The sequence below is a fragment of the Streptomyces lomondensis genome (assembly GCF_014651035.1).
GTDB classification, from domain to species: domain Bacteria; phylum Actinomycetota; class Actinomycetes; order Streptomycetales; family Streptomycetaceae; genus Streptomyces; species Streptomyces lomondensis.
Window position 1 is genome coordinate 177,162 of sequence record NZ_BMWC01000001.1, and the last position, 23,328, is coordinate 200,489.

Below are 23,328 nucleotides of genomic sequence, written 5' to 3' on the forward strand. Positions count from 1 at the left end.
GGCGGTCAGCCCCAGATGAAGGAGTCGTTCGCGTCGGCGGCCACCGTCCCGCTCCCCGGCGCGACCGGGGCCGCCGCGCCGAGCAGCAGGGCGGCGGTGGCCAAGGCCGCGGCGAGGGCCGCCGACAGGGCCGTACGGAGGGCCGTACGGGCGCCGCGCATGGGACGAGCCGCACGACTGCCCCGTACGGGAAGCTCCCCGGACCCGGCGGCGAGGGCGACGAGGGCGGGGGACGGGGACGTCGTGAGCGGCGTGTTCGGGGCGGTGGTGGGCATGCTGGGCCTCCTGGCGTTCGGCGTGGGGTGTGCGGCCAGCATGTGCCGGGACGATCACCCCCGGCTACGCCACCGCCGGTTCCGGGACCGGCCATGGCCAGGCCCGGACGTACCGCCGCGACCCCGGAACGCGCCTCCCGCCCGTCCGTATGGCGGACCGCGTCTGGCCGATTACAGCAGGTCGTTCCTAATATCCGTCCGACGGTCGTCCGGGTGGTGGCGGCCCGGGGGGACTTGGATCGGGGGAGCCTGGTGGATGTGCGCGAGCGTGCCCAGGAGTTGTACCGCGTCGCACTGGACGACGCGGCCTGGCATCCGGAGACGGTCACCGGGCAACACGGCTGGAGCGACGGCGAGTTCGCCGATGCCCTGCAACTCCTCACCCGGCTGCGGCTGTTCGTACCGGCACCGGACAACGCCAACGGCTGGACGGCGCTGACGCCCGACACGGCGCTGCGCAACCTCCTCGGCGAGGAGGAGCGGCACGTGTCATCGCTGCTGAGCCACGTCCAGCAGACCCGCTCCGCGCTGGCCCGGGTCCTCGCCGACTTCCAGCCCGTGCACGCCCAGGACCTGCTGTCCGTACGGATGGAGGTCGTCACCGGCGGAGCGAACGTGTCGGCCGCGCTGGAGGACGTGTCGCGGGGCGTCGAGGAAGAGGTGCTGTCGCTGCACCCCGGACGCGCCCTGCCCGTCGGCATGGTGGAGGCGGGCCTGGAACGGGACCTTGCCGCCCTCCGGCGCGGAGTGCGCGTCCGTACGGTCCACCTCGGCTCCGCGGCGGCCGTACCGCACATGACGTCGTACCTGCGCCGGCTGAACGCGGCCGGAGCGCAGGTGCGCGTCGCGCACACGCTGCCGCTGCGGCTGATCGTCGTGGACCGGGCGACGGCCATCGTGCCCGCCCCGCCCTCCGGCAACGACGAGATGGCGGCCGTGATCCTGCGCGGGGAGACCCTCGTCGGCGTGTTCCGGGAGATCTTCGAGCACTGCTGGGCGGCGGCGAGCGTCCTGGCCGACACGGCCCCCGGGGAAGCGGAGGACTGTGACGGCGCGTGGCGTCCCGAGGGCCGGTACCGGGAGTTGCTGCGCATGCTCGAAGGCGGACTGACCGACGAGGCGATGGCCCGCAAGCTCGGCATCTCCGAGCGCACGGTCCGCCGCCTCGTCTCCGAACTCACCGAACGTCTCGGCGCGGCCAGCCGCTTCCAGGCCGGCGCCTGCGCGGTACGCCTGGGCTGGCTGGACGCCTGACGTACGGGGATCAGGCCGGCTCGGCCTCCTTGTCGAGCTCGACTGCCTTGCCGGGCTCGACTTCCTTGTCGCGCAAGGGCATCGCGCCCGGGACGGTCGCCGAACCCCGCTTCTCGCGCCCCCGCTCCTCGCGCCCCCGGTCCGCCATCGCCCGCCCCCAAGCCGTGCCCACGAGGACCAGCACCGCGCCCACCAGGCCCAGCCAGCCCGGCCGGTCCCCCGCCAGGGCGATGCCGACGGCCGCGGCCCACACCGGCTCCGTACCGAGCAGCAGGCTGACGCGCGAGGGAGAGGTACGGCGAACCGCCCACATCTGCACGAAGAACGCGAACAGCGTGCAGAACACCGACAGGTACAGCAGCCCAGCCCAGTCCCCGGCCCCGAAGTCCGCCGCGGCCGCCCACGGCGACGCCCCGGTCCCCGGCACCGCCGACAGCACGGCGAACACCACCACCGCACTGCCCAGCTGCACGGTCGTCAGCGACAGCGCGTCCGCGTCGCGCACCGACTCCATGCGCGCCATGGCGAGCACGTGCACGGTACGGACGACGGCGGCCCCCAGCATCAGCAGGTCGCCCCCGGACGGGGCACTGAACCCGGCGCCCTGCGTCAGCAGCGCCACCCCCAGCACCGACAGCCCGGCCGCTGCCATGAAGGAGCCCGGCAGCCGCGTCCCGCGCACCCGGCTCTCCGCGAGCGGCGTGAACACCATGGTGAGGCTGATGATCAGCCCGGCGTTCGTCGCGGAGGTGTGCACGACGCCGTACGTCTCCAGCAGGAAGATCCCGGCGAGGATCAGCCCCAGCAGCCCGGCCCCCCGCACCTGGGAGGCACTCAGCGCCCGCAGCCGCCGCCACCCCGCGACCACCAGGACCGGCAGCACCACGGCGAACCGCAGCACCAGCACCGCCAGCACGGTCTGTGTCGTGGTGACGCCCTTGGCGGCGAGGTAGCTGGAGCCCCAGACCACCGCGACCAGCAGGACGGGAAGATCGATCAGCCGGCCTGCGCGGGCCGCGGTCGCGGTCATGGGGACTCCTCTACGGGGCTGGGCATACGCGTCCACGGACGTCCACGGACGTCTACAGACACGGACGTCTACAGACACGGACGTCTACAGACACGGACGTCGACGGACGTCGACGGAGGGGGAGGCGGCCGTGGACGACGGTGTCCGGGCCGCGGGCGTTCAGCGCGCGGTGTACGCGATCACCAGCACGTCGCGGTGGGCGGGCAGCTCGGTGTCCACCGGGCGTACCGGCGTCACCGAGTGCAGCGTGCGGCGGTCGTCGCCCAGCAGCAGATCGCCGGGCTCGGACAGCGTAGTCGTCAGCAGGTGCTCACCGGAGTCGGAATAGACACCGCTCTCGCCGCCACTGACGTTGGTACGGCCGATCAGCAGCGAGGTGATGAAGGTGACGCCGTCGCGGTGCCGGCCCTCCGGCGCGGGCCGGCCCGCCTGTTCGGTGGATGCGCTGATCCGGTACGGGTGGAGCTTGATGTTCCACCGGCGGGTGCCGTCGACCTCGGTGAAGATCCGGCCGAGCGCCACCAGCGTGGAGCGCAGCAGCGGGTCGGCGGCGAACGACTCCGTCAGCGGGTCGAAGGTCCGCTCGATGCCGCCGTTGAGCGGGTTGACCTCGGTCTCCTGCCGGTACGGCTCGTGCGGCAGCAGCGTCAGCTCGCCGGAGGCCGGGTCCAGGTCGAACTGGCCGTAGCGGCGGAAGCGGTAGGTGCCGCCGTCGGCCATGTAGGTGTCCAGGGTGAGCTCGTCCCAGTGCGCGGCGAACCGCGCCCAGTCGGCGCCGTCCACGCCGATGAGGGAGGACAGCGCGGCCGACGGCATCAGGTGCCCGCCGGGACCGGACAGGGCGGTGACGGCGTCGGCGGCGGCGGGGTGGGTGAGGGCGGTGGTCATCAGTGGCTCCAGTTCATGGAAAGCCCAAAGGGCGAAAAAGGGTGAAAGCGCGGGGGATTACGCTGCGGCCGGGAGCAGGGAACCGGCGCTGGGCGCGAAGGCCGCCGACTCGGCGCTGATCGCCCGCTCCTCCCACGCCTCCCGGTCCCGCAGGTACAGCGGCCGGTCCGCCGTGATGGACCGGGTGTCGGCGCCGCCGGTGCGCAGCCGCCAGGTCACACTGCCGCTGGTGCGGACGGCGCAGGAGTCGACGAACGACTGCACGGCGAGCCGCAGTTCACCGAACCACCGCCCCTCCAGGGCCTCCCGCACCCACACCTGCTCCAGATGCCGTTTCTCCCGCACGAGCTCGGCGTCCAGGCAGGCGCTCTCGACGTGCCGGTGGCTCGCCAGCAGCAGCCAGGCCGCCGGCATCTCCCGGATCTCCAGGACCTTCTCGCCGTGGTCCAGGTGCTCCAGGCCCGAGTAGCGGCCCAGCCCGTACGCGCCGACGCGCCGGTTGAGGCGGTCGATCAGCTCGGTCAGCGGCAGCGGCTCGCCGTCCAGCGCGACGGGCCGCCCCCGCTCGACGGTGACGGTCAGCAGCTCGGAGGAGCCCGGGGCGGCGGTGGGCCGGCTCCACGTGTACATCTCCTCGGGCACCTCGTGCCGTTCGGGGTCGTCGAGGATGCCCGACTCGAATTCGCGGCACCACAGGTTGGAGTCGCCGCTGACGATCCGCCCCGCGAGCAGGTCCACGCCCGCGGCGCGCAGCGCGGCGAGCTTGTCGTCCCGGGTGACGGGGTCGAGGTCGTACGGGCTGCCGTACGCGCCCTCGTAACCGAGCAGCCGCAGCGCGCCGTTGAGCCGGCGCAGGGTGTTCTGCGAGCGGTTGGCCGTGTGCAGCACGGCCTGGGCGCCCAGCGACCGGGCCAGCTCCACCGCGCTCCGTGCGATGAGCGGGCGGCTGAGCGTGGAACTCACCGGGTGGATGCCGAGGTAGACGGCCTGCGCGGCGATCGCGGGCGCCACGTGCCGCTCGGCGAACTCCGTACGCCGGTCCAGCAGATGCAGCCGCGCCCCGAGCGCCTCGGCCACCTGGCGTTTGTAGGGCCCGGACTCGTCCTCACCGATGTCCACGCTCACGGCGTGCACCTCACGCAGCCCCATCCGGCGCAGCCGGAGCAGCAGGTACGTGCTGTCCAGCCCTCCGCTGAACAGGGTCACGACGGGCCGGTCCGGGTCCAGCCCGTCGAGTTGGGAGAAGGAACGGACGATCTCGGAGGGTGCGGTCTGCACAGCCTGTGTTGTGGTCACGGGAGAGCACGTTCCCGCCCTGAGCCAGGCCCCGGCAATGCCTTCCCCCCTGCCGAGCCCGGCCATGTCCGGACCCGGACGCGGGCCCCGGCCGGGCCTTAGAGGTCTCGCCCGGTGTCGATCGCCAGCTGCCGGTGAGCGCGGGCCATGCCGGTCAGGTCCTTGCGGAGGTGGGCCAGCCACGGCGCTTCGTCCTGGCCGCGTGCACCCAGCGCGCGGGTGATGCGCACGAGGGAGGCCGCGGCATGCAGCCCCGCGAACAACGGCAGCTGCCCCAGCTCCTCGTCGCGGAGAGGCCGCACACTGCGGTATCCGGCGACAAAGGCATCAAGCCGCCCCCGATGCTCGCTCGCGGGCCGCCCGCTGCGATCGGTCAGTTCACGCACGGCATAGGCGACATCGGCGGTACCAGGAGAGGGCGGCCTCGTCGAAGTCGTACGCGACCGGCCGGCCGCCCTCCCAGGCCATGTTGTCCAACTCGAAGTCACCATGCACCACACCCCAGCGGCCCTGCCCACGCGGCAGCTCACCCATCAAACCGACGAGCCTCCCCGTCGCCTCGACCAGCGCGGTGTCATCGGCGAACAGCTCGCCGACACCACCCAGTTCACCGAACGACTCCGGAAGCCCGGCATCGAGCCCGGCGGCATCGTGGTGCACCAAGGCCAGCGCCTCCCCCCACCGCCACGCCTGCGACTCACTGAGCTCGCTGGCGTCGACCTCCTCCCCGGGCGCCGGCTCCACCATTGGCGTGCATGAGCCACCACCTGGCGGTACCGGCCGGGTACCGCCACTGGGCGGCGACCTGGTCGGCGACCGGGCTGTCCCAATGCTCGGAGACGGTCTGCTTCAGTCGATCGATCTCTGTCAAGGGCATCATCGCGAGCAGCCTTGGCTATAGGGCCGACAGCCACAAGCCGATTTCCCCACCACCCATGCCCGGCCACGAACCGCCACCCCCACCCAACAGCCCCCGCCGCCCCACCCCTGGGCCGCCCGGCCCGTTAAATCCCTGCGGCTCCGGGGCGAGTGTCAAGAGTGAGCGAAGCGAAATCGGCGAAGCCGACGCCCAAAGGGCGCTCTTGACACTCGCCCCGGAACCGCCACCCTCAGATAAACCGGGCGGCCGTGAGAACCTCTTGGCCAACGAGCGGTGCAGCGCCCTGGAAACAGCGCCGTTTCCGAGATTCTGCGCTTTCCTGATCAGATGCTGCCCAGCGACTTTCGCACTGCGTCAACCAACGATGCCGCGCGCATGTCGTCCGGCCCGCCGATGATGTGGTTCATCACGTAGCCGAAGGCGATGCCGTGCTCCGGGTCGGCGAAACCGAGCGATCCCCCTCGACCGGTGTGGCCGAAGGAGTTCGGCCCGGTCATGGAGTTCGTCTCGGTGGGCAGCATGTATCCGGAGCTGAAGCGGCTCGGCACCACCATCACCTGGTCCGCCCCGCTGGCCTGCTCCTCGGTCGCCGACGCGAGGGTCGCCGGAGTGAACAGTCGTACCCCGTCCACCTCGTCGATCAACGCGGCATACATGCGCGCCAGTCCGCGCGCGGTGCCGATGCCGTTGGAGGCGGGGAGCTCCGCGGCCTGTACCTCGGGCGAGTTGAAGTCGATCTCGGCCGGGTCGGTGACGGCGAAGGCCCTGTTGCTGAGCGAGTTCGGGTCGCGCCAGGCGGCGACCAGATCGCGGAGCTCTTCGGGGATCGACTCCGGAGGTACGGCGGTGAGGTCGACGTCCGGCTGCTTGTACACCATGCGGCTGAGCCGGTCGCGTTCGCTCGTCGGCAACCCGATGAAGAAGTCCAGCCCGAGTGGGGTGGCGATCTCCTCGGCGAAGAAACGGCCTGGCGAGCGACCGGACACCCGACGTATCACCTCGCCGACCAGCCAGCCCCAGGTTCGGCCGTGGTATCCGTGGGCGGTGCCCGGAGCCCACAGGGGACGCTGAGCTGCCAGTGCTGCCGCCATCGGATGCCAGGCCAGCGCCTCTGCCAGCGGGACCGGTTGGTCCACCGACACCAGACCGGCCTGATGGGACAGCAGCCAGCGCACCGGGATTTCCGCCTTGCCGTTCGCAGCGAACTCCGGCCAGTAAGTGGCCACCGGCGCGTCCAGGTCCAGCGCGCCCCGCTGGGCCAGCAGATGCGCCGAGGTCGCGGTCGCTCCCTTGGTCGCCGAGTAGACCAGTTGCAGCGTGTCCCGCGTCCACGGACGACCGGTGTCGGGGTCGGCGACTCCACCCCACAGGTCCACCACCGGCCGGCCATCCTGGTACACACAGACCGCCGCGCCGATGTCCCCGTGCTGGGCGAAGTTTGCCGCGAACGCGTCGCGTACCGGCTCGAACCCGGCCGCGACCTCACCGTCCATCGTCGTCATGCCGCCCATCCTGGCATTTGAGCTGCCTGCTCCGAGAGGACGGAGCGGCGGTGAGACTCAGGCCGCAATGAGCAGCGCCTTGAGACGCTCGCGGAACTCGCGGACGGCCGGGATCGACCTGTGCGGTTCGAGCCGCTCGGAGAACTCCTTCAGGCGGTCCAGCGCGCGCACGGAGCTGACCTTGTCCTCGAGGAGCTCGGCGCCGTAGTTTGCGGCGTCGAGCGCTCCGTCCAGGTCGTTTCCGGTGAGCCTGGCTTCGGCCAGACGGCTGGACCTTACGGCCTTGTCCCGGGGTGCGGCCTTCTTGACGGAGGTCTCCAGCGAGCTCGTCGCCCGCTCCACCTGGCCGGCCCGCAGTAGGACCTTGCCCTCAGTGGACTTCAGCTGCGCTTCACCGAACCAGTCGAGCCAGTCGGGATTCTCCGCCACCGTGCGACGCTCCCAGAGGGCTGCGGCACGGTTCAGCGCTGTGCCGGCCCTCTGGTGATCTCCGTCGCGGGACAGCGCCTCCGCTTTGTGCAGGTAGAGGAAGGACTGGGTGCAGGTCGACAGAGTTCGAGGAGCATTGTCAATAGCGGTGGCAATGAGGCCGACCCGCTCTGCGGTCCGTCCGGCCTCGGAGACGTGAACTCCCATTTCCGCCAGGACGAAGGCTCCGAAAGCGTCGTCTCCAGCGGTACGGGCACTGCGCAGGGCCCCGACGTAGTACCGCTGTCCCGCGGACCGAAGCCCTGCGTCGTAGGCCATCCAGCCGGTCAGGTGAGATACGCGGGCTGCCAGGGCGTACAGGCGGACGCGGATCTTGTCGGTGTACCGGCCGGCACTCAGCAGACCAGTGATCAAGGCGAGATCACCGCGTGCCTGCTCCAGGAGCCGAGCGCCCCCCAGTTGATCATCGAGCCTGCGGAGTGTGCTGATGCGTTGCTCGATCGTGGAGACCATCGTGTCGGTGACCCGATCTCCGTTGAGCGCGGAGGCGAAGGCTGAGGGCGCCTCCGCCCAGCTCGCCGCAAGTCCCGTAAGGGCGGTGCCCGTTATGGTGAGGAACCCCCGACGGTCCATGCGGCCACTCCCAACCAGATCAGCCAGTGCCTCAACGGTACCGGCCTCGGTCCAGGGAGCGGTGAGTCCAGTGACTTCCCAGACGGGGAGCCACCGCGGCCATCCATCCGCCAGAACCTGCTCGTAGGGGACGCACAGGAGGTCAGCGAGGACGCGCTGCGCGTCGGCGTCAGGCTCCTGGCCCTGCTCCCACTTCCACACGGTTGTGCGGTTGGTCGCCAAGGGGATGCCGAGCGACTTCCCCCGTGCCTGCATGAGCCGGGCGAGCTCGGCCTTCCCCCATCCGCTCGACTGACGGACGAAGGTCAGCGGGTGCATTGCTAACGACTCACCAGTCACGTCATTCCTCCCGTCAACCCCGGTCGACAATCGGGAGATTACCCAGGCTGACGTGCACATGAGAGTTCTCAGGACCGAGAGAAACCCCCGAGAAACGTTCCAGCCCGGTCGCCGGGTGGCTTCACTCGTGACCAGCCGCTCAGCCACCGACCTTGAGATGGGAGCACACCCATGCCCCGCACGAACACCACCTTCGGCAACAGCCACCTGGTGATCGAGACCGGCACCCCGCACCCCTGTGGCACGACGATCGTGGAGCGCAAGGGACTTGGCCACCCCGACACCCTCGCTGACCACCTCGCCGAACGGCTGTCGCGAGCGTACAGCCGGTACACCGTTGAGCAGTTCGGCGCCGTGCTGCACCACAACTTCGACAAGCTCGCTGTGCTGGGCGGGGCAAGCGAAGTCCGCTACGGCGGCGGCAGGATGACAGCGCCAGTGCGCGTCCTGGTCAACGGGCGGGCCGCCCCTGGCTGCGGCGGAGAGGACATACCTGTCCTGGAGATCGTCGAGGCGGAGGTTCGGGAGTTCTTCGCCGAGCGTCTTCCCGAGGTCCTGGGCCACCTCGACATCTCGTTCAACATCACGAGCAATTCCAGCCCCGGAGCTGTGCTGACCAGCGACGTGGTTCCGGACCGGACCCGTTGGTTCACCCCTCGGTCCGTCGATGACCTCCGGGAACGGCGTGTGCGTCTCTCGAACGACACGTCACTCGGAACCGGCTGGGCACCTGAGAATCCCTTCGAGTCCTTCGTGCGCGACCTGGTGAACCACCTTTCGGGACAGAGCGAGTTCACCCAGTCCCACGTCTGGTGCGGCTCGGACGTCAAGCTCATGGGGTACTGGGACGGCGAGAGCGCCGACATCGTGCTGTGCGTGCCGCAGAAGTCGCGTCACGTCGGCACCAGGGCGGACTACGTCCGCAACTCGGAGACGGTCCTCGCCGAGTGCCACCGGCTCGCCGACCTGCGGCTTCCCGGGGCCAAGGCCAGATTCCGGCTCAACGCCCGCGACATACCGGAGAAGGACGAGCTCTACCTCACGTACACAGGCAGCTCCATCGAGTCGGGCGACGAGGGGGTCGTGGGCCGGGGCAACCGCGTCAACGGCCTCATCACCCCTCTGCGCCCGATGAACCTGGAGGGCGCCAATGGGAAGAACCCCGTCTACCACGTCGGCAAGCTCTACAACATCACCGCCCAGCGTCTCGCGCACCGCCTGCACGAGGCGACCGACGGGCACGCGGAGGTCCATCTCGTAAGTACCACGGGACAACGGCTCGACCAGCCCTGGCGGATTCTTGTCCGGCTGTCCTCACCGGACGTGGAGACCGACAAGGTCCAGGCCCTCGTGGCCGAGGCACTCGACGGCTTCCCGGCCCTCACGGACGAGCTTGTCTCGGACGGGATTGTGCTGAGCTGATGACTGCCCAGAACCTCGGCGAAGTGCCGTCGGGCTGTCGGCGGCGCCTTATCGACCACTACGGCCCGGCGGCGGAAGGATGGCTGCGGGCCGCCCCGCGCCTCCTGGCAGAGGCGGCGGAGCGTTGGCATCTCTCGCTGAAGGAATACCACGACGCAGGACACTCCTCCGCCGTTGCGCTTGCCACCACGGTCGACGGGACCCCGGTGATCCTCAAGGCGTGGTTCGAGCCTCTCCGCTACCGCCACGAGATCGCAGCGCTGACCGTGTGGGCCGGCGGGCCGACCGTAGACGTCATCGAAGCGGCGGACGACCTGTCGGTGGCGGCCCTTGCGCTGGTGGGCGGCCGGCCCGGCGGCGCGGGGCCTATCGGTCGCGAGAGGCAGATGGTGGCCGCCGCGATACAGGGACTGCATTCTCTCGGTCGACTGAGGCCGCGGCCGGATGTGCCCAGCTTGGCGCACTTCCGCCAAGAGGTGGTCGTACCTCGCATCCGTCAACGGCTGCACGGCCTCGATCTCGGCTCCTGGAAGACGCTTGTGGAGGAGGCATGCGAAGAGCTCCCCGCCCTGCGCGAAGACCCCAACCGTATGACAGTCCTCCACGCTGACCTGTACCGAGAGAACGTGATCTTCGACCGCGGAGGGCACCCGCGCCTGATCGATCCGCATCCCCTAGTGGGGGACGCGGCGTTCGACTGGGCCTTCTGGACGGTCTACTACGACCTCGAACACGAGGTGGCCGACCGCCTGGCCACAGCTGCTCGCATCTCCCGCGTCCCTGTCCCGGAGATCTCGCCGTGGTGCAGGGCGCTGGCTCTCGACGGCTTCCTCTACTACTGGGAGATCGACGACCCTGCACTGCCGAAGATCGCGAAGGTGTTGTCCTCGTTCATGGCTTCCGACCCGGAGGCAGGGCGATGACGACGACGTACCTTCTCCGTCACGGCCGGACCGACTACAGCGATCAGTACCTCGTCAACGGAGATCCCACTCGCGACATCCGGCTCAACGACGAGGGCGTGAGCGCGTGCGGACAGGCGTCGTCCATGCTCCCGCTCCACACGGTACGCACCTGGCTGGCGAGCGAGTTCCCCCGAGTTCAACAGACGGCTTCCCTTCTGATGAGAGTCTCGGCGCCGGAGCTGATCGTGGACGCCCGGCTCAACGAGCTGGACTACGGCAAGTTCGAAGGCGGTCCGTTCCTGGAGTACGGCGCCTGGCTTGACCGGCACGGCGGCGTACAGCGCCCGCCAGGCGGCCGAGAGGCTCAGCGCGAAGGCATGCGGAGGATGCTCTCCGGCGTGCGCGCGGCTCTGGAGTACCCAGGGCCCCGGGTACTCGTCTGCCATGGCTTGCTGGTGTCGGTTCTGCGCTGGCACCGGGACCGGTCGCCGGGCCAGGCCGTGCCGGTCTTCTTCCCGGAGGCCCCGTACGTCGAGCCACTCGTTGTCGACGACGAGGTGCTGCACGACTGGATCGTGGCCCTTCTGGCCGATCTCGACGGTGAGGAACCACAAGAACCAGATGCGCCCGGCATTGCTGCGGAATTGCGGATCGAACGAGGTTCGGCGGTTGCTACCTTCGACGCTGTAGACAACTCGCCGGAGAAAAAGGAACCTCCTCATGCATGATGCCCGCGCCCTTCTCGAAATGGGTGCCGAAGCAGTTCGTCGCCTCGCGCGCCGCGGATACTCGCTGGACCTGTCCGCGCTGGAGAGTCTCCAGTCGCGGCGCAACCAGAACATTCGCTCGGCCGACGAGCTGCGGGCAGAGTCCAAGCGGGTGGCAAGCGAGGTCCAGCAGACCGCGAAGCAGGGCGGTGACATCTCCAAGCTGAAGGAGCGAGCCCGCGAGGTCAAGGAACAGATCCGCGAGATCGAGGCCGATCAGGAGCGAGTGCAGGAGGACCTCCGCGCGCTCCTGCTCACCATCCCGAACCTCCCCGACGACAGGGCACCCGACGGCGACTCCGAGGAGTTCGCGGTCGAGGTCCGCCGGGTAGGCACCCCGCCGCCGTTCTCCTTCACTCCGAAAGACCATGTCGATCTCGGCGAGGCCACCGGCATCCTCGACTTCGCTCGTGCCACGAAGCTGTCGGGACCTCGCTTCGCCGTCTCGCGAGGAGCGGGGGCCGCGCTTGAGCGTGCGCTCACCACGCTCTTCCTCGACCTTCACACGCGCCGGCACGACTACGTCGAGCACTCTGTGCCGTTCCTGGTCACCCGAAAGACGATGACCGGCACGGGGCAGCTGCCGAAGTTCGAGGAGGACCTGTTCAAGACCGGCGTCGCTGACCGCGAGCTGTTCATGATCCCGACGGCCGAAGTACCGCTCACCAACCTGTACGCCGACGAGATCATCCCGCCGGCGGAGCTGCCGATCGCTCTCACCGCCCAGACTCCGTGCTTCCGCTCGGAGGCGGGCTCGTACGGTCGCGACACCCGGGGCCTGATCCGCCAGCACCAGTTCACCAAGGTGGAGATGGTGCGGATCTGCGACCCGGAGGACGCCGACGCCGAGCTTGAGAAGATGCTCGGCCACGCCGAAGCCTGCCTGAAGGAGCTGGGCCTCGCCTATCGCGTGATCACCCTCGCAGCAGGGGACACGGGCTTTTCCGCCCAGCTCACCTACGACCTGGAGGTGTGGTTCCCGAGCCAGAGCACTTACCGCGAGATCTCCTCGGTCTCCAATTTCGGCACTTTCCAGGCACGGCGCGCGAATATCCGCACCCGGGGTGCGGACGGAAGGCCAAAGCTGGTCGCCACGCTCAATGGCTCGGGTCTCCCGGTCGGCCGCACCCTGGCCGCACTGCTCGAACAGGGCCAGCAGGAGGACGGCTCAATCGTCCTGCCTGAATCACTCGTCCCCTATCTCGGCTTCCGCCGTATCGCGGCGGACGGAACACCGGAGGCATAGTGCTCGTCGGCGTCTGCGACTTTCCCGGGGGCTACGCCTTCCCCCCTGCTGGATACGGAGGGATCGAACGATGGCTTTGGGCGGTCGCGGTAGGCGCCCGAGCCGCAGGCGCCGACGTACACCTCCTGGGGCCGGGGTGGCTCCCGGCTCTGGAACCAGACTGGGTCCGCAAGCCGATCCGTCTCGAAGATGTGACGGCGGGATCGCTGACCGAACGCGAGCTCAAAGCCGCAGGCTACGACCTCTTGGTTGTCGGCCACGAGTACCCGTCGCTACCCGCCTGGGTACGGACCTGGAGCCAGCTGGAGTGTGAGGTGGCCACGTTCCAGCACTCCCCGGTGTTCCAGCATGCCGCCACCGCATTCGACGGCACGCGGTCACGGCTCTACTGCTACTCGCCCGAGATGATCGAGCGTTATGCAGTTCACCTGCCCGTTCAGGAACTGGCTGTACACCTCGGCGTCAACGAGGAAGAGCCCCCGGCCACCCAGGGCCGCGACCTGGTGTGGCTGGGACGAATAGATGAGGAAAAAGCTCCCCACCTTGCGGTAAGAGCGGCTCAACTCCTCGGTCGCCGCATTCGCATCGTCGGCCCCGTCTTCAGTGAGGACTACGTACGGAGCCACGAAAAGCTGCTGTCCGCCGACAACGTGGAGTGGATCGGTGAACTCGGTGGCCCGAGCAAGACAGGTGCCATCCGGGATGCCTCGGTGTTCGTCTACACGTACGCGCGTACCTACGTGGAGGCCGGTGCCGCCGTCTTCGGGGAGTCCTTACGAGCGGGAACGCCCATGGCTGCGCTGACCTGGCGTGAAGGCACGTGCGCCCAAGCCGCACTCTGTGACCGTACGGGCGTGACGACCGCCGTGCCGCCTGAGGCGGACGACGAGACCGCAGCGCGGGCTCTCGCGGAAGCGATCGAGCGAGCTGCTGATCTGGATCACACCGAGGTCCAAGCGATTGGGCAGCAGCGCTTTCACCCGATGCGGCACTTCAAAGCAATGGCGGCTGCTTCATGTTGACAAGAGCCCCCGCGCTTCAGGCAGTGACCGCGCTCCGCCAAGTTCTCGGGAACAGTTGGGAGTTCACGATCGAGGGCGCACATCTGGAGATCCGTCACCGTCACTGGGGCTCGCCATACGCACCACCACGCCGACCACCTTCGTGGGCTGAGCTCCTGCGGACGCTGGAGGATGCCTTCGCTGATCGCGGCGTTCCGCGCGACGCCTGCATTCCGCTGCGCTGGGGGCGCGAAACCGAACTGGCCGTCTCGGCGGTTCAGGCTCTCGATCCGCTCCTCAAGCACGGACGCCCGGTGACTTACCGGAGCGGGTTTCTGCCCCAACCAGTGGTGCGCTTCACCGGCGAGCGTGACCGGGACGGGGGGCTCCTCGACGGTTACCTGACGTCCTTCGTCAACGTGTCACGAGTCCAGCCAATCCAGGGCATCGACGAGTACGCCGGCGTCCTGGACGACTGGCTCTACGTCCTCTCCAGACTCGGCTTCCACGCCCGGCACATAAGCCTCTACGGGGAGCTCAGGACGTGGCAGCGCCGACAGGTGGCCGGGGTGACCCTGATGTTCCGCCATCTGGACCTCACGCTGGGTGACATCGTGCTCCTGTGGAACGTCGAGAACCCCCGGCGAATGGCTGTTGATCTCGGTACCGGACTCGAACGCCTTGCTTGGGCCCGGACGCATCAAAACTGGACGACCTCGTGTTCGGGCCCCTGGCCGGAACGGCCCCGGGTTCCGCCTTGGACGCCATCCGGACGGCCACGCTGCTACTCGGCAACGGCATCACACCCGCGGCGCGAGGCGCCGGTGGCATCACCCGGCGGGTGCTTGGCACGCTTGGGCCTGCGTCTGTGGGGCTTGGGGTGAGCGCTGCAGTTCGAGCATTCCATCGGTATTGGTCGTCGATTGCAGCACTTCCCACTCCATGGCCCGTCATTGCCAGCGGCATCGAGCAGGAGCTCACCCGTCAGTAGCCGTCTCGGTCATGGCGGAGGCCGAAAGCGGCGTGCTGGTGGGCCTGTACTTGCTGCCGCGCCACCGTGCACGGTCTGCCAAGTTGAAGCACGTGGGCAGGGTGTCGTCGCTGACGTGCCTTACTGATCACGACGAGAGCGGAGGAGAGCCCATTGGCGCTCGGCGAATGAACTGTGGTCCGCCGACTTGCCGCAGCCTGGGGTAGTGCGGAGCCTCCGGCGACGCCGGCGCCTTACTGGAGCAGGTGATCAGCCTTTCCTGCCTTGATGTCACGAATCATGGTCCGAAGGGCGTCTCGACTGTCCACGATGAAACGGTCCTCCTGTCCACGCACTGCTATGTACGCGTTGCCTTCTTGGTCCGTACCTATGCGGAAGCAAGAGTTCCCTTCCCCGCAGAAGGGCTCTTCCCAGTGAATTTCAGACATGCCGCCTCCTCAAAGATCTTGTGCGATGGCGTGGATGAAGCTCCGCGAGTCGTCCTCGGGCAGCGCGAGATCAACCATCCGGTCCAAGTGGGCGCGGTACTTGGCCAATTCACCGGTCCCATGCAAGAAGTCGGGTCCGTGGGAGTTGTCGATCTGCACTGTGTCCAGCTCTGCTGTTACTCCTTCGGCGTACAGGACGGTCTGCCCAGCGCCGGGGAACGCCCCTTGGGAGAAGGGGATCGCCAGCACGGTCACGTTGTCCTTCTCGGACTCCTCCAGCAGGTGTTCGAGCTGGGCGCGGGCAACTTGACGGCCACCGAACTGCATTCGCAGCGCGGCCTCGTGCACGATGCCGATGAAAGGAGTCGGTGTCTCGCCGTTCAAGACTCGCTGACGATGGGTGCGGTGGGCCAGCCGCGTGGCCACTTCGTGCTCATGGAGGCGTGGGATGACGGCACGGAAGACGGCCAGAGCGTACTCAGCCGTCTGCAGGAGGCCTGGGATGTGTGCTGTGCAGGCCGTACGCATGCGTGTTGTCCGTGCTTCCAACTCGGCGATGTCCAGTAGCCCCTGGGGGAGAACTCCCCGATACTGCTCCCACCAGCCCTGCCCACTCGTCTGCGCCATTTCGACCAGCGCGTCGACGTACTTCGCGTTCTGGCAGCCGCAGTGGTGGGCCAGCGTGCGCAGTCGCTCCTCGCTGATGGTTCGAACCCCGGATTCCATGTACGAGATCTTTCCGCGGTCGACACCAAGGAGGTTGGCCGCCTGTTCCGCGGACATGCCTGCGGAGACGCGCATCCTGCGCAACTCGCTGCCCAGGCGCTTCTGCCGCTGAGTGGGAACTGCCTTCGGGGGCATGCCGATCCTTCCGTCTGTGCTCAGACCGCAGTCTGCCGTGTGATCACGACGCGAGCCACGTTCGAGTTAATTTGCCGAGGAGGCTGGCAAATTTACCTGACGCTCCCTTAGCTTGAACATCGCACTGCTCACGCGCGGCGAGCAGAAGTGCATCGCGCAGGCCTGCCCGACTTCTCCTGCCCTGGGAGGGGTGGGCCCGCGTCAGGGAGACAAGCCACTGACCGTCGCGTATTCGCAGGTGAATCGATCAGAGCCGGCTGGACTCAAGGGGGCTGCACATGTCACATGACAACTGCCTGCCGCGCACGGAATGGGACGTCTCCTTTGCTGCAGAACCACGGGAAGTGTCGGCGCTGCGCCGGATCATGCGCCTTCACCTTCTGCACTGGGGTCTGCCCAACGTGATCGAGACCGCTCAACTCTGTGTCAGCGAGCTGGTCTCGAACGTCATCAGGCACGTAGGAGTGGGTGCGCCCACCACTCTCGCCGTCTCGATGAACGGTACGAACCTCCGCCTGGAGGTGCGCGATCCTGCCGCGGATGAACTCCCCACAGTTGTGCCCGTCGCAGCCGAAGCCGAATGGGGGCGGGGCATCGCCATTATCGACGCGGTGGCCGAGAGTTGGGGTGTCTGCCTTACCTCATCAGGCAAGACGACGTGGTGCGAACTGGCTACAGCCTTGACATCTCCGCACGGCCACGTTCGGGATCACCGCGTTCAACGTGCAGACGCGCTACTCGTCTCCTACAGCACTGAGGTCGCCCGGTTCACCGGAGCAGGCGACTCGCTCGTTGCCCAGGCGACCGAGGGAGCAGTGAACCTGATCGCCGACCTTCTTCACTGGCTCGAAGCTCATGGGCTTGACCCCGAGGCCGAGTTGGACAGGGCACTGGCGTCTTTTGAGGCAGTGTCTGCGGCGCGGAGGTGAGAGCAGACATGAGGGCACCGGGAGAATTCGATCCATCGGATGTGAGCCACTTCGACTGGCGTGCCCCGACCACGCTTGGGTTGCTCTGCTCAGCGGCGAGAAGGGCCGGACTTCTGGAAGATGTCGAGTTGATGTCCCTCGCTGCTGAGGGCAGAGGGGACGACTTCATGCTGACGGTCCGAGTTACTGATGAGGTCGTGCTGGCTTCGGCCAGATTCAAGTGGCACGAGGTGAGGCCTCCGCGCGGACTGACGAGCACGGACGCTGCGCACTACGTGTTGCAACATATTGACCGAATCGCGCAGCGGACGCGGGCAGGGCTTGACGAGTACGCATGGCTGCGTGTGGCGACCGAGCTGCGACAGGTGCGCAGGATTATCGAACAGGCCTCTCCCGGCTGAGCCGTTACTGGCTGAGGGCTGTCGTCAGGTCCCTTATTGATCTGGAGAACGGCGTGCCGGCGATCTAAGGTGTCGGCATGCCGATGGATGAGAGCACGCTGTTCGACGACCCGGATGAACTCAGAGCCGGCCAGGACGATGACGCTCCGAAGGAACCCGATGACAGTGGCGTCGAGCGTGTGATGCGGTGGTTCAAGAATCACGCTGATCTGGAGAACCGCTTCTCATCCGTGTTCCGACAGTCGCTGGACGAGGTACTCGACGGTCAGAGAACGGGTCGGTACGACGTCGACAAACTTGAGAAGACCGAGAAGACCTACTTGGGCACGAAGGTCGAGATTGTCTGCCGTGCAGCGTTCAATCTGCCGCGCGGCGAGGACATGGACTATGTGGTCTGCGGCCACGAGGTGGATGCAAAGTTCTCGCTCGGCGGGCAGTGGATGATCCCGCGGGAAGCAATGGGGCACCTCTGTCTCCTCATGTCTGCGAACGACAGGCTGTCGACCTTTAAGGTCGGACTGGTTCGCATATCGGAGGAAGTCTTGACCAGGGGAGGCAATCAGGACGGGAAGCGCTCAATATCACTTTCTGGGCGTAGCCATATCAAGTGGCTTTATCAGCAGGGGAGGTTGAGGAGGAATCTCCTGCTGGGGCTCGATCCAGCCACGCGTGAAGCGTTGGAGCGCGTTCCGGTCGGGCAGAACCGAGTGGATCAACTGTTCCGATACGTTCACGGTTGCATCGTGGACAGAAACGCAGTCGTGACAGTCGCGAAGCAACTGGATGCGCCGAAGCGCGTACGTGATGCCCGACAGAGACTCGCGCGGGAAGGCGTGATCATTCTCGGCCACCAGAAGGAGAGCCCGCTGGTTGCCAAAGCCCTTGGGCTGCCGATTCCGGACAAGGGGACTTGGGTGGCAACGCGAGTCGTGCCCGCTCCCGCGCCAGGAGACGGTCGGCCGGTGGCCTTTATTGCGGGCGCTCCGTATGCGGTTGCGAGACCGGACGAGTCGCCTCATCCGGCTCCCGTCATCGACTACTGAGCACTCAAGAGGTATGGCTTGAGGTGGCGGGCGATGGCCTCGGCGAGGACCGTAGGGACGGCGTTGCCGATCTGCTTTGCGATCTGAATCTTCGTGCCGCACCACAGATAGGTGTCGGGGAAGGTCTGGAGCAGCGCCGCTTCGCGGTGAGTGATGGGCCGATCCACTCGATAGCCCTCCTGGCCGGGTTCCCACTGAGGGTGCAGATACTGCCCCTTCTCCGGCTTGTAGAACTCGGTCCGGATGGTGAGCGATGGTTCGTCCCACCGCATCCTTCCCATGACGTCCGTGGTTCCGGACGGCTTGTTCTTCCAGCAGTTGGGCAACAGCTCTTCGGGAAGGTCGAACCGGCCCCCACCGGGTGGAATGTGTGCATACCGAAGAAGTGAGATCTCCGTAGGCGTGCGCCCGATGTGCAGGTCCTCGCTCTTGTAGATGCCCGGTACTGTCTTACCGAAGACGGAGACCGTCGAGTCGGGCAGGCTTTTTACGGCGGGTACGTCAAGGAGTTGCTTTCCGTGGAAGGCATCACGGACCGTTCGCCAGCTCTTCAGTCCAAGAGGGTTGCCCTGCCCGTGAGTTGGCTCAGGCAGCGGAATCTTGCCGATGCGTGAGCCGATCACGATCGTTCGCTTGCGGCGCTGAGGTGCGCCGTAGTCTGCGGCCATAAGGAGGCCGTAGGTCAACTCGTAGCCCTCAAGCAAGCCGCCAGGGCGCACCTCGGCCTGAAGCAAGGAGAATTCCGAAGATTTCAGGAAACGGTCGACGTTCTCGATGACGAAGACCATGGGGCGCGCGTGTCTGACGAACCGAATGTATTCCTTCCACAGCTTGTTGCGCGGGTCGTTCACATCGCGTGTGCCCAGGTTTGAGAAGCCCTGGCATGGTGGGCCGCCGATGATGACGTCTGCATTGGGGATCTCACGGTCCTCGATGTCCGAGATGTCACCCCAATGGGTGTGCGACTCGCCGAAGTTGGCGGCGTACGTGGCTGCGGCATGCAGGTCCCATTCGACCGCCATGACCGGTTTGTAACCCTTTGCGGCGACGAAGCCGGAGGTCATGCCGCCGCAGCCTGCGAACAGGTCGATCATGGAGATGCGCTTAGCCATGCAGGACAGGTTAATCGGAGGGACTGACAGTTGTCCCTGATGGCCTTGAGGCGGCCCGGTGCGGCCGTCCCGTGCAGCGAGTTGGAGCGCGAGGGTGGAGTGTCGTCAAAGGGTCGTTACGTAGCTGCGCAGCTCGTCGTAGTCGCGGATCCTTCGCTGGTCGCGCAGACGCCTGAAGTTGTCACGGATGGCGAGCCGGGCCTTGTGCCTTGTCCCGGAGCAGTAGTCGTCGATTGCCGCCGAGAGGGCGGGAAGGTGGAGGTGGTACACGCAGTCGACGTCACCGGACCCTCGGCCCAGTAGCGCCAGCATGGCCGGCCGTGGCTCCATGGTGACTGCTGCAAAGTGCGGCATGCGGCCTCGACGCAGTGCTGCCATCTTTGCACCCTGGCTTCTGCAGTCCTGGGCTCGGTCGGTGCGGAGTGTCCACTTCAGGGAGAACCCGGCGACGAGGTGCTGCAGGGGGGCGCTCGGGTCGATGGGGTTGGCCAGCTCGCGCGAGACGGTGATGTCCAACTTGAGCAACGACTCCTCGCCCAGGATGTTCAGGAGCTCGCGGCGGCGGGACTCTGTCGATGCAATCTCGTCGTGAATCTTATCCAGGTGTGCAGTCAACTTCTCTCGTATATCTTTATCCATGGCAGCCTTGCTGGAAAACTTACGCAGGTCGTCAATGGCCTTTGCAACCTCCTTGGCCATGTCGCCTCGCAATTCTCGGGCAGCATTGAGGTGTGAAAATTGCTCAAAACTGGGGAACGGCTTCTCGGGCTCCACGGTGAGGTGTGGTGCTTCCTCCTTGATCGCCTTTTCGAGGTCGGAGGACATCAGGCTTGCCATCAGGTTTCCTACGGCCTCGTTGGGGGGAGTCACATCGGCTGGTATGCCCATCGCCTCAAAAAACACTTTCCCCAGCGCGACCGATCCTGCGTCACCTTTGTCCGATGTGTTGGGTCGCCCATCTCGGTAGCCGCAGAGTGATGAGGCGAAAGGAGCAGGCATGCGAGTCTCCTGGTGGATTGCGAATTAAATCTGTAGAGTGATTTCGGAGTGCGGTGCTCTATGGGTTATTTGCTTGCGGCGGTCCCTGTTTATGAATCAATGTGTGGGAAATGGTTTTGGTGACCATGCCTGGCGATTCGTGTTCCCAAAATCGCAACACGGTCCATCCTTGCGATTCGAGATGCTCCGTCGTCTCGCGGTCCCGGGCCATGTTCTTGTCGAGCTTGGCTCGCCACCATCCCGCGTTCGCCTTGGGCTGCGTTGCGTGTTGGGGGCAGCCGTGCCAGAAGCAGCCATCCATGAAGATGGCGATCTTGGCCTTGGTGAAGACGATGTCGATCGTGCGTCGTGGCATACCGGGCACCGGCACGTTCACTCGGTACCGCAGACCTGCGGCGTGCAGGAGTCGGCGGACGGCCACCTCAGGGGCCGTGTCGCGAGAACCTTGGCGACTCATGCGGGCGGAGACGCCCGGGGAGGATGGAACGGCACCAGACACAGGTGAATTCTGCCAGCGCCACCTATCCATTTGGGCACCGGTGCTTGAGCCTGCCTTCTCGGTCATGGGTGCGAGCTGAGCGGACTCGACGCGATTGACCAGCGCGGTGCCTGCACGGAGTTCATCCGTGCTCTCGGGGCCGCCCGCTTCTTTGCCAGTGTCGTGCTTCCACACCCCGCCTCAAGGGCGCTCCACTCCGCTGCGCTGCGTTCCGCGTCGCCTGCGGCGATGGCCCTGTGGGCCACCCTTGACCCGGGCCGCGGAATCACGGGAGAGAAGCGAGCGGGCGGCCCGGGGAAGCGGGGGCCACAGGTGGGGAGCGCAACTGGTTGGCTGTCCGGTCGCCCGGCGTGGGCGGGAACGCGTCCGCAGCTCGGCGCACGCCGGGCCGGTTCGGCGGCGAGCAGTCGGTGGGGCAAGACGTACGGAGGGGCGTCCGGAGTGGCACTACCAGAACGCGCCCGCTCCCATCCCCACGCCGAGCAGCACGCAAGAAACCCCCCAAGCCAAGTGCGCCCCCGCCGAGTACGACACATTCGCCGGCCTTCCGTCCTTCTGGTGTACGACCACCACCCGGCGTGGGTCCCTCGGGTCGTAGCGGAGGACGACCGGGACGCCGGCGTGGAGAGGGTGCTGCTCGTGGTTGAGGGGGGTGCGGCGGTACGTCTGGTCGGGCGGGGCCTCGGGGCGGTTGAGCGGTGGGGCTTTGTAGCGGACCTGGGGTGGGTGGAGGGTGGGGCCCTCTCGGCGGGGGCCCCGGGCCACCTCGCCCCTGGTGCGGATGCCCCGGACGCCGAGGCGGGAGAGGGCTCGGCTCTGGCGTTGGGCTATGCGTAGGTTCCAGATGCCGAAGGCCGTCATGGCGGCGGCCATGATGAGCGTGATCGTGAGCCAGGGCTGGTCCATGTGACGTTCCCCCCGGAGCAGTCGTCAGTCGTCTGTCGTCCGGGAAGACGGGGGGCGTGTCGTGGCAGTTCCGTGGGGCCGGCTGGCGGGCCGGCCCGGGTCAGTTTTGCCCTCTGAGGGCTTGCGGCATCTTGGGGTGGTGGGCCGGAGGACCCGGTGCCCGTGTCAGGCCGTGTGTCCGTGGCAGGCGCCGTACGGTCGTCCCGAGCCGCACCAGCAGGCCGCGGTGCTCTGTGGGGGCCAGGCCACCGCTCGGCCGCGGGCGGCCAGGGTCGTCGCGTACTGCGGGAGCAGCGTCGGGTCGGCGGGGGACGAGCCCTCCGACGCCGCGAAGGCCTCGTAGGACGGGACCGTGCCCGTGACGATGCCCAGGTTCGGGGTGCCGGAGGTGGAGAGTTCGCGGAGGGAGCGCTCTATCGAGGAGAGGTGGTCCGCGTGGGACGGGTACTCCGTGGCCAGCGCCGGGTACGCCTCCAGGAGTTCCGTCAGTTCCTCCGTCGGCCAGTGCAGGATCGCCACCGGGAACGGGCGGGAGAGGGCTGCCCGGTAGGCGCCCAGTTCCGCGCGGAGGCGGAGGATCTCCGCTTCCAGTTCCGCCGGGTTCTCCGAGCCGAGGGACCAGACGCGCTTGGGGTCGTGGAGTTCGTCCAGGGAGATCGGGAGGGAGTGGACCGAGTCGGCCAGTGCGTCCCACTCGTCGTGGGACTTGCCCAGCATGCGGCGGACGCGGTGGCGGCCGAAGAGGAGGGGGTGCGTCGGCTGCGGGGGCTGCGGTACGTCCGTCAGGAGGAGGTGCACGGCCTGCGTGAAGGTGTCGTGCGCTGCTTCCAGCTCGTCGTGGGACTCCAGGGCCTCGGCGACGATCACCCAGGGGGCCGGGTCCTTCGGGGACGCCGTCCGGACTCCCTCGATGATCGCCCGGGCCTCGGCCTCGTGGCCGTACTCCCAGAGGTTCGAGGCCTTGAGCGCCCGGACCAGGTGGGGGTTCTCCAGGCCGTCGGGGGAGGACAGCAGGCGGTCGTAGAGCGTGGACGCGGTGGGGCGGTCGCCGGAGAGTTCCAGGTGGGCCGCGGCCCGCAGCAGCAGGGCCTCGGCGTCCTCGGGGTACAGGCCGGCGGTCCGCTCCAGGCGTGCCGCCTCGGCGGTGTGGTCGACGTTTTCGGCAGGCGTGTCGGGGCGCATGGGGGACACCGTACTGCCGGGAGGTGACGAGCGTGAGAGATGCGCAGGCCAGACCACCCGGCCTCCCGACTTCCCATGCTCGCCACCCAGGCTTCACGGTTCGCCCCGAA

General features: G+C 67.5%; 24 protein-coding genes. 9 read left to right on the forward strand and 15 right to left on the reverse strand.

Features of this window, described 5'->3' with window-relative positions; all coding sequences use genetic code 11:
* Nucleotides 1-5: 5 nt before the first annotated feature.
* On the reverse strand, nt 6-275 hold the full coding sequence (locus tag IE255_RS00765; RefSeq protein WP_190048123.1) for a hypothetical protein: 270 nt from the start codon (nt 273-275) through the stop codon (nt 6-8).
* Nucleotides 276-533: 258 nt separating this feature from the next.
* On the opposite strand from IE255_RS00765, the gene IE255_RS00770 reads away from it, so the two are divergent.
* A complete protein-coding gene (locus IE255_RS00770; protein ID WP_229906232.1) occupies nt 534-1,529 on the forward strand; it encodes a LuxR C-terminal-related transcriptional regulator in 996 nt (331 codons plus the stop codon).
* 10 nt (nt 1,530-1,539) lie between these two features.
* On the opposite strand, the gene IE255_RS00775 is transcribed toward IE255_RS00770, so the two are convergent.
* The 7 genes from IE255_RS00775 to IE255_RS00805 all read right to left on the reverse strand — a co-directional run bounded on the left by IE255_RS00775 (nt 1,540) and on the right by IE255_RS00805 (nt 8,505).
* On the reverse strand, nt 1,540-2,559 hold the full coding sequence (locus tag IE255_RS00775) for a DMT family transporter (RefSeq protein ID WP_229906233.1): 1,020 nt from the start codon (nt 2,557-2,559) through the stop codon (nt 1,540-1,542).
* Nucleotides 2,560-2,718: 159 nt separating this feature from the next.
* Entirely contained in the window at nt 2,719-3,447 is a 729-nt protein-coding gene (locus IE255_RS00780; RefSeq protein ID WP_190048125.1) for a 2OG-Fe dioxygenase family protein, read from the reverse strand.
* Nucleotides 3,448-3,504: 57 nt separating this feature from the next.
* Nucleotides 3,505-4,743: an argininosuccinate synthase-related protein gene (locus tag IE255_RS00785; protein ID WP_229906234.1), complete on the reverse strand. Its 1,239-nt coding sequence runs from the start codon at nt 4,741-4,743 to the stop codon at nt 3,505-3,507.
* 98 nt (nt 4,744-4,841) lie between these two features.
* The gene (locus IE255_RS00790; protein WP_190048127.1) at nt 4,842-5,129 is read right to left on the reverse strand and encodes a hypothetical protein; all 288 of its coding nucleotides are present in this window, start codon (nt 5,127-5,129) and stop codon (nt 4,842-4,844) included.
* Complete coding sequence (locus IE255_RS00795) at nt 5,122-5,490, reverse strand: phosphotransferase (RefSeq protein ID WP_190048128.1); 369 nt, start codon at nt 5,488-5,490, stop codon at nt 5,122-5,124. The genes IE255_RS00790 and IE255_RS00795 overlap by 8 nt, the downstream gene beginning before the upstream one ends.
* 456 nt (nt 5,491-5,946) lie before the next feature.
* Nucleotides 5,947-7,125 (reverse strand): serine hydrolase domain-containing protein, encoded by a 1,179-nt coding sequence (locus tag IE255_RS00800; protein WP_190048129.1) that lies wholly within the window; start codon nt 7,123-7,125, stop codon nt 5,947-5,949.
* 57 nt (nt 7,126-7,182) lie between these two features.
* Nucleotides 7,183-8,505: an NsdA family TPR-like regulatory protein gene (locus IE255_RS00805; protein WP_190048130.1), complete on the reverse strand. Its 1,323-nt coding sequence runs from the start codon at nt 8,503-8,505 to the stop codon at nt 7,183-7,185.
* Between the two features lie 192 nt (nt 8,506-8,697).
* Between IE255_RS00805 and IE255_RS00810 the strand changes: the two genes are divergently transcribed.
* From IE255_RS00810 to IE255_RS00835, 6 genes are all read left to right on the forward strand, one after another.
* Nucleotides 8,698-9,948, forward strand: a complete 1,251-nt coding sequence (locus IE255_RS00810) for a methionine adenosyltransferase (RefSeq protein WP_190048131.1) — start codon at nt 8,698-8,700, stop codon at nt 9,946-9,948.
* The gene (locus IE255_RS00815; protein WP_190048132.1) at nt 9,948-10,871 is read left to right on the forward strand and encodes an aminoglycoside phosphotransferase family protein; all 924 of its coding nucleotides are present in this window, start codon (nt 9,948-9,950) and stop codon (nt 10,869-10,871) included. The genes IE255_RS00810 and IE255_RS00815 overlap by 1 nt, the downstream gene beginning before the upstream one ends.
* Nucleotides 10,868-11,581 carry a histidine phosphatase family protein gene (locus IE255_RS00820; RefSeq protein WP_190048133.1) on the forward strand — a complete coding sequence of 238 codons (714 nt, stop codon included), beginning with the start codon at nt 10,868-10,870 and terminating at the stop codon, nt 11,579-11,581. Before IE255_RS00815 ends, IE255_RS00820 begins: the two co-directional genes overlap by 4 nt.
* On the forward strand, nt 11,574-12,866 hold the full coding sequence (serS, locus tag IE255_RS00825; RefSeq protein ID WP_190048134.1) for a serine--tRNA ligase: 1,293 nt from the start codon (nt 11,574-11,576) through the stop codon (nt 12,864-12,866). Before IE255_RS00820 ends, serS begins: the two co-directional genes overlap by 8 nt.
* A 191-nt stretch (nt 12,867-13,057) precedes the next feature.
* A complete protein-coding gene (locus IE255_RS00830; RefSeq protein ID WP_229906235.1) occupies nt 13,058-13,888 on the forward strand; it encodes a glycosyltransferase in 831 nt (276 codons plus the stop codon).
* Between the two features lie 23 nt (nt 13,889-13,911).
* The gene (locus IE255_RS00835) at nt 13,912-14,751 is read left to right on the forward strand and encodes a hypothetical protein (protein ID WP_229906236.1); all 840 of its coding nucleotides are present in this window, start codon (nt 13,912-13,914) and stop codon (nt 14,749-14,751) included.
* 340 nt (nt 14,752-15,091) lie between these two features.
* Here the strand turns inward: IE255_RS00835 and IE255_RS38965 are convergent, their stop codons facing one another.
* On the reverse strand, nt 15,092-15,286 hold the full coding sequence (locus tag IE255_RS38965; RefSeq protein ID WP_229906237.1) for a hypothetical protein: 195 nt from the start codon (nt 15,284-15,286) through the stop codon (nt 15,092-15,094).
* Nucleotides 15,287-15,295: 9 nt separating this feature from the next.
* A complete protein-coding gene (locus IE255_RS00840; protein ID WP_190048136.1) occupies nt 15,296-16,147 on the reverse strand; it encodes a helix-turn-helix domain-containing protein in 852 nt (283 codons plus the stop codon).
* A 278-nt stretch (nt 16,148-16,425) separates the two neighbouring features.
* Between IE255_RS00840 and IE255_RS00845 the strand changes: the two genes are divergently transcribed.
* Together IE255_RS00845 and IE255_RS00850 are read left to right on the forward strand one after the other, a co-directional pair.
* A complete protein-coding gene (locus IE255_RS00845; RefSeq protein ID WP_190048137.1) occupies nt 16,426-17,076 on the forward strand; it encodes an ATP-binding protein in 651 nt (216 codons plus the stop codon).
* A gap of 478 nt (nt 17,077-17,554) precedes the next feature.
* Complete coding sequence (locus IE255_RS00850) at nt 17,555-18,520, forward strand: NaeI family type II restriction endonuclease (RefSeq protein ID WP_190048138.1); 966 nt, start codon at nt 17,555-17,557, stop codon at nt 18,518-18,520.
* Here IE255_RS00850 and IE255_RS00855 read toward each other — a convergent pair.
* The 5 genes from IE255_RS00855 to IE255_RS00875 all read right to left on the reverse strand — a co-directional run bounded on the left by IE255_RS00855 (nt 18,514) and on the right by IE255_RS00875 (nt 23,218).
* Nucleotides 18,514-19,632, reverse strand: coding sequence for a DNA cytosine methyltransferase (locus IE255_RS00855; protein ID WP_190048139.1), 1,119 nt, complete (start codon nt 19,630-19,632; stop codon nt 18,514-18,516). The two genes, IE255_RS00850 and IE255_RS00855, sit on opposite strands and share 7 nt — an antisense overlap.
* A 105-nt stretch (nt 19,633-19,737) precedes the next feature.
* Entirely contained in the window at nt 19,738-20,631 is an 894-nt protein-coding gene (locus tag IE255_RS38970) for an NgoMIV family type II restriction endonuclease (RefSeq protein WP_229906238.1), read from the reverse strand.
* Between the two features lie 58 nt (nt 20,632-20,689).
* Nucleotides 20,690-21,088 (reverse strand): very short patch repair endonuclease, encoded by a 399-nt coding sequence (locus IE255_RS00865; RefSeq protein ID WP_190049302.1) that lies wholly within the window; start codon nt 21,086-21,088, stop codon nt 20,690-20,692.
* Nucleotides 21,089-21,577: 489 nt separating this feature from the next.
* The gene (locus tag IE255_RS00870; protein ID WP_190048140.1) at nt 21,578-22,036 is read right to left on the reverse strand and encodes a DUF3592 domain-containing protein; all 459 of its coding nucleotides are present in this window, start codon (nt 22,034-22,036) and stop codon (nt 21,578-21,580) included.
* A gap of 165 nt (nt 22,037-22,201) precedes the next feature.
* On the reverse strand, nt 22,202-23,218 hold the full coding sequence (locus tag IE255_RS00875) for an SEC-C domain-containing protein (protein WP_190048141.1): 1,017 nt from the start codon (nt 23,216-23,218) through the stop codon (nt 22,202-22,204).
* Between the last annotated feature and the right edge of the window lie 110 nt (nt 23,219-23,328).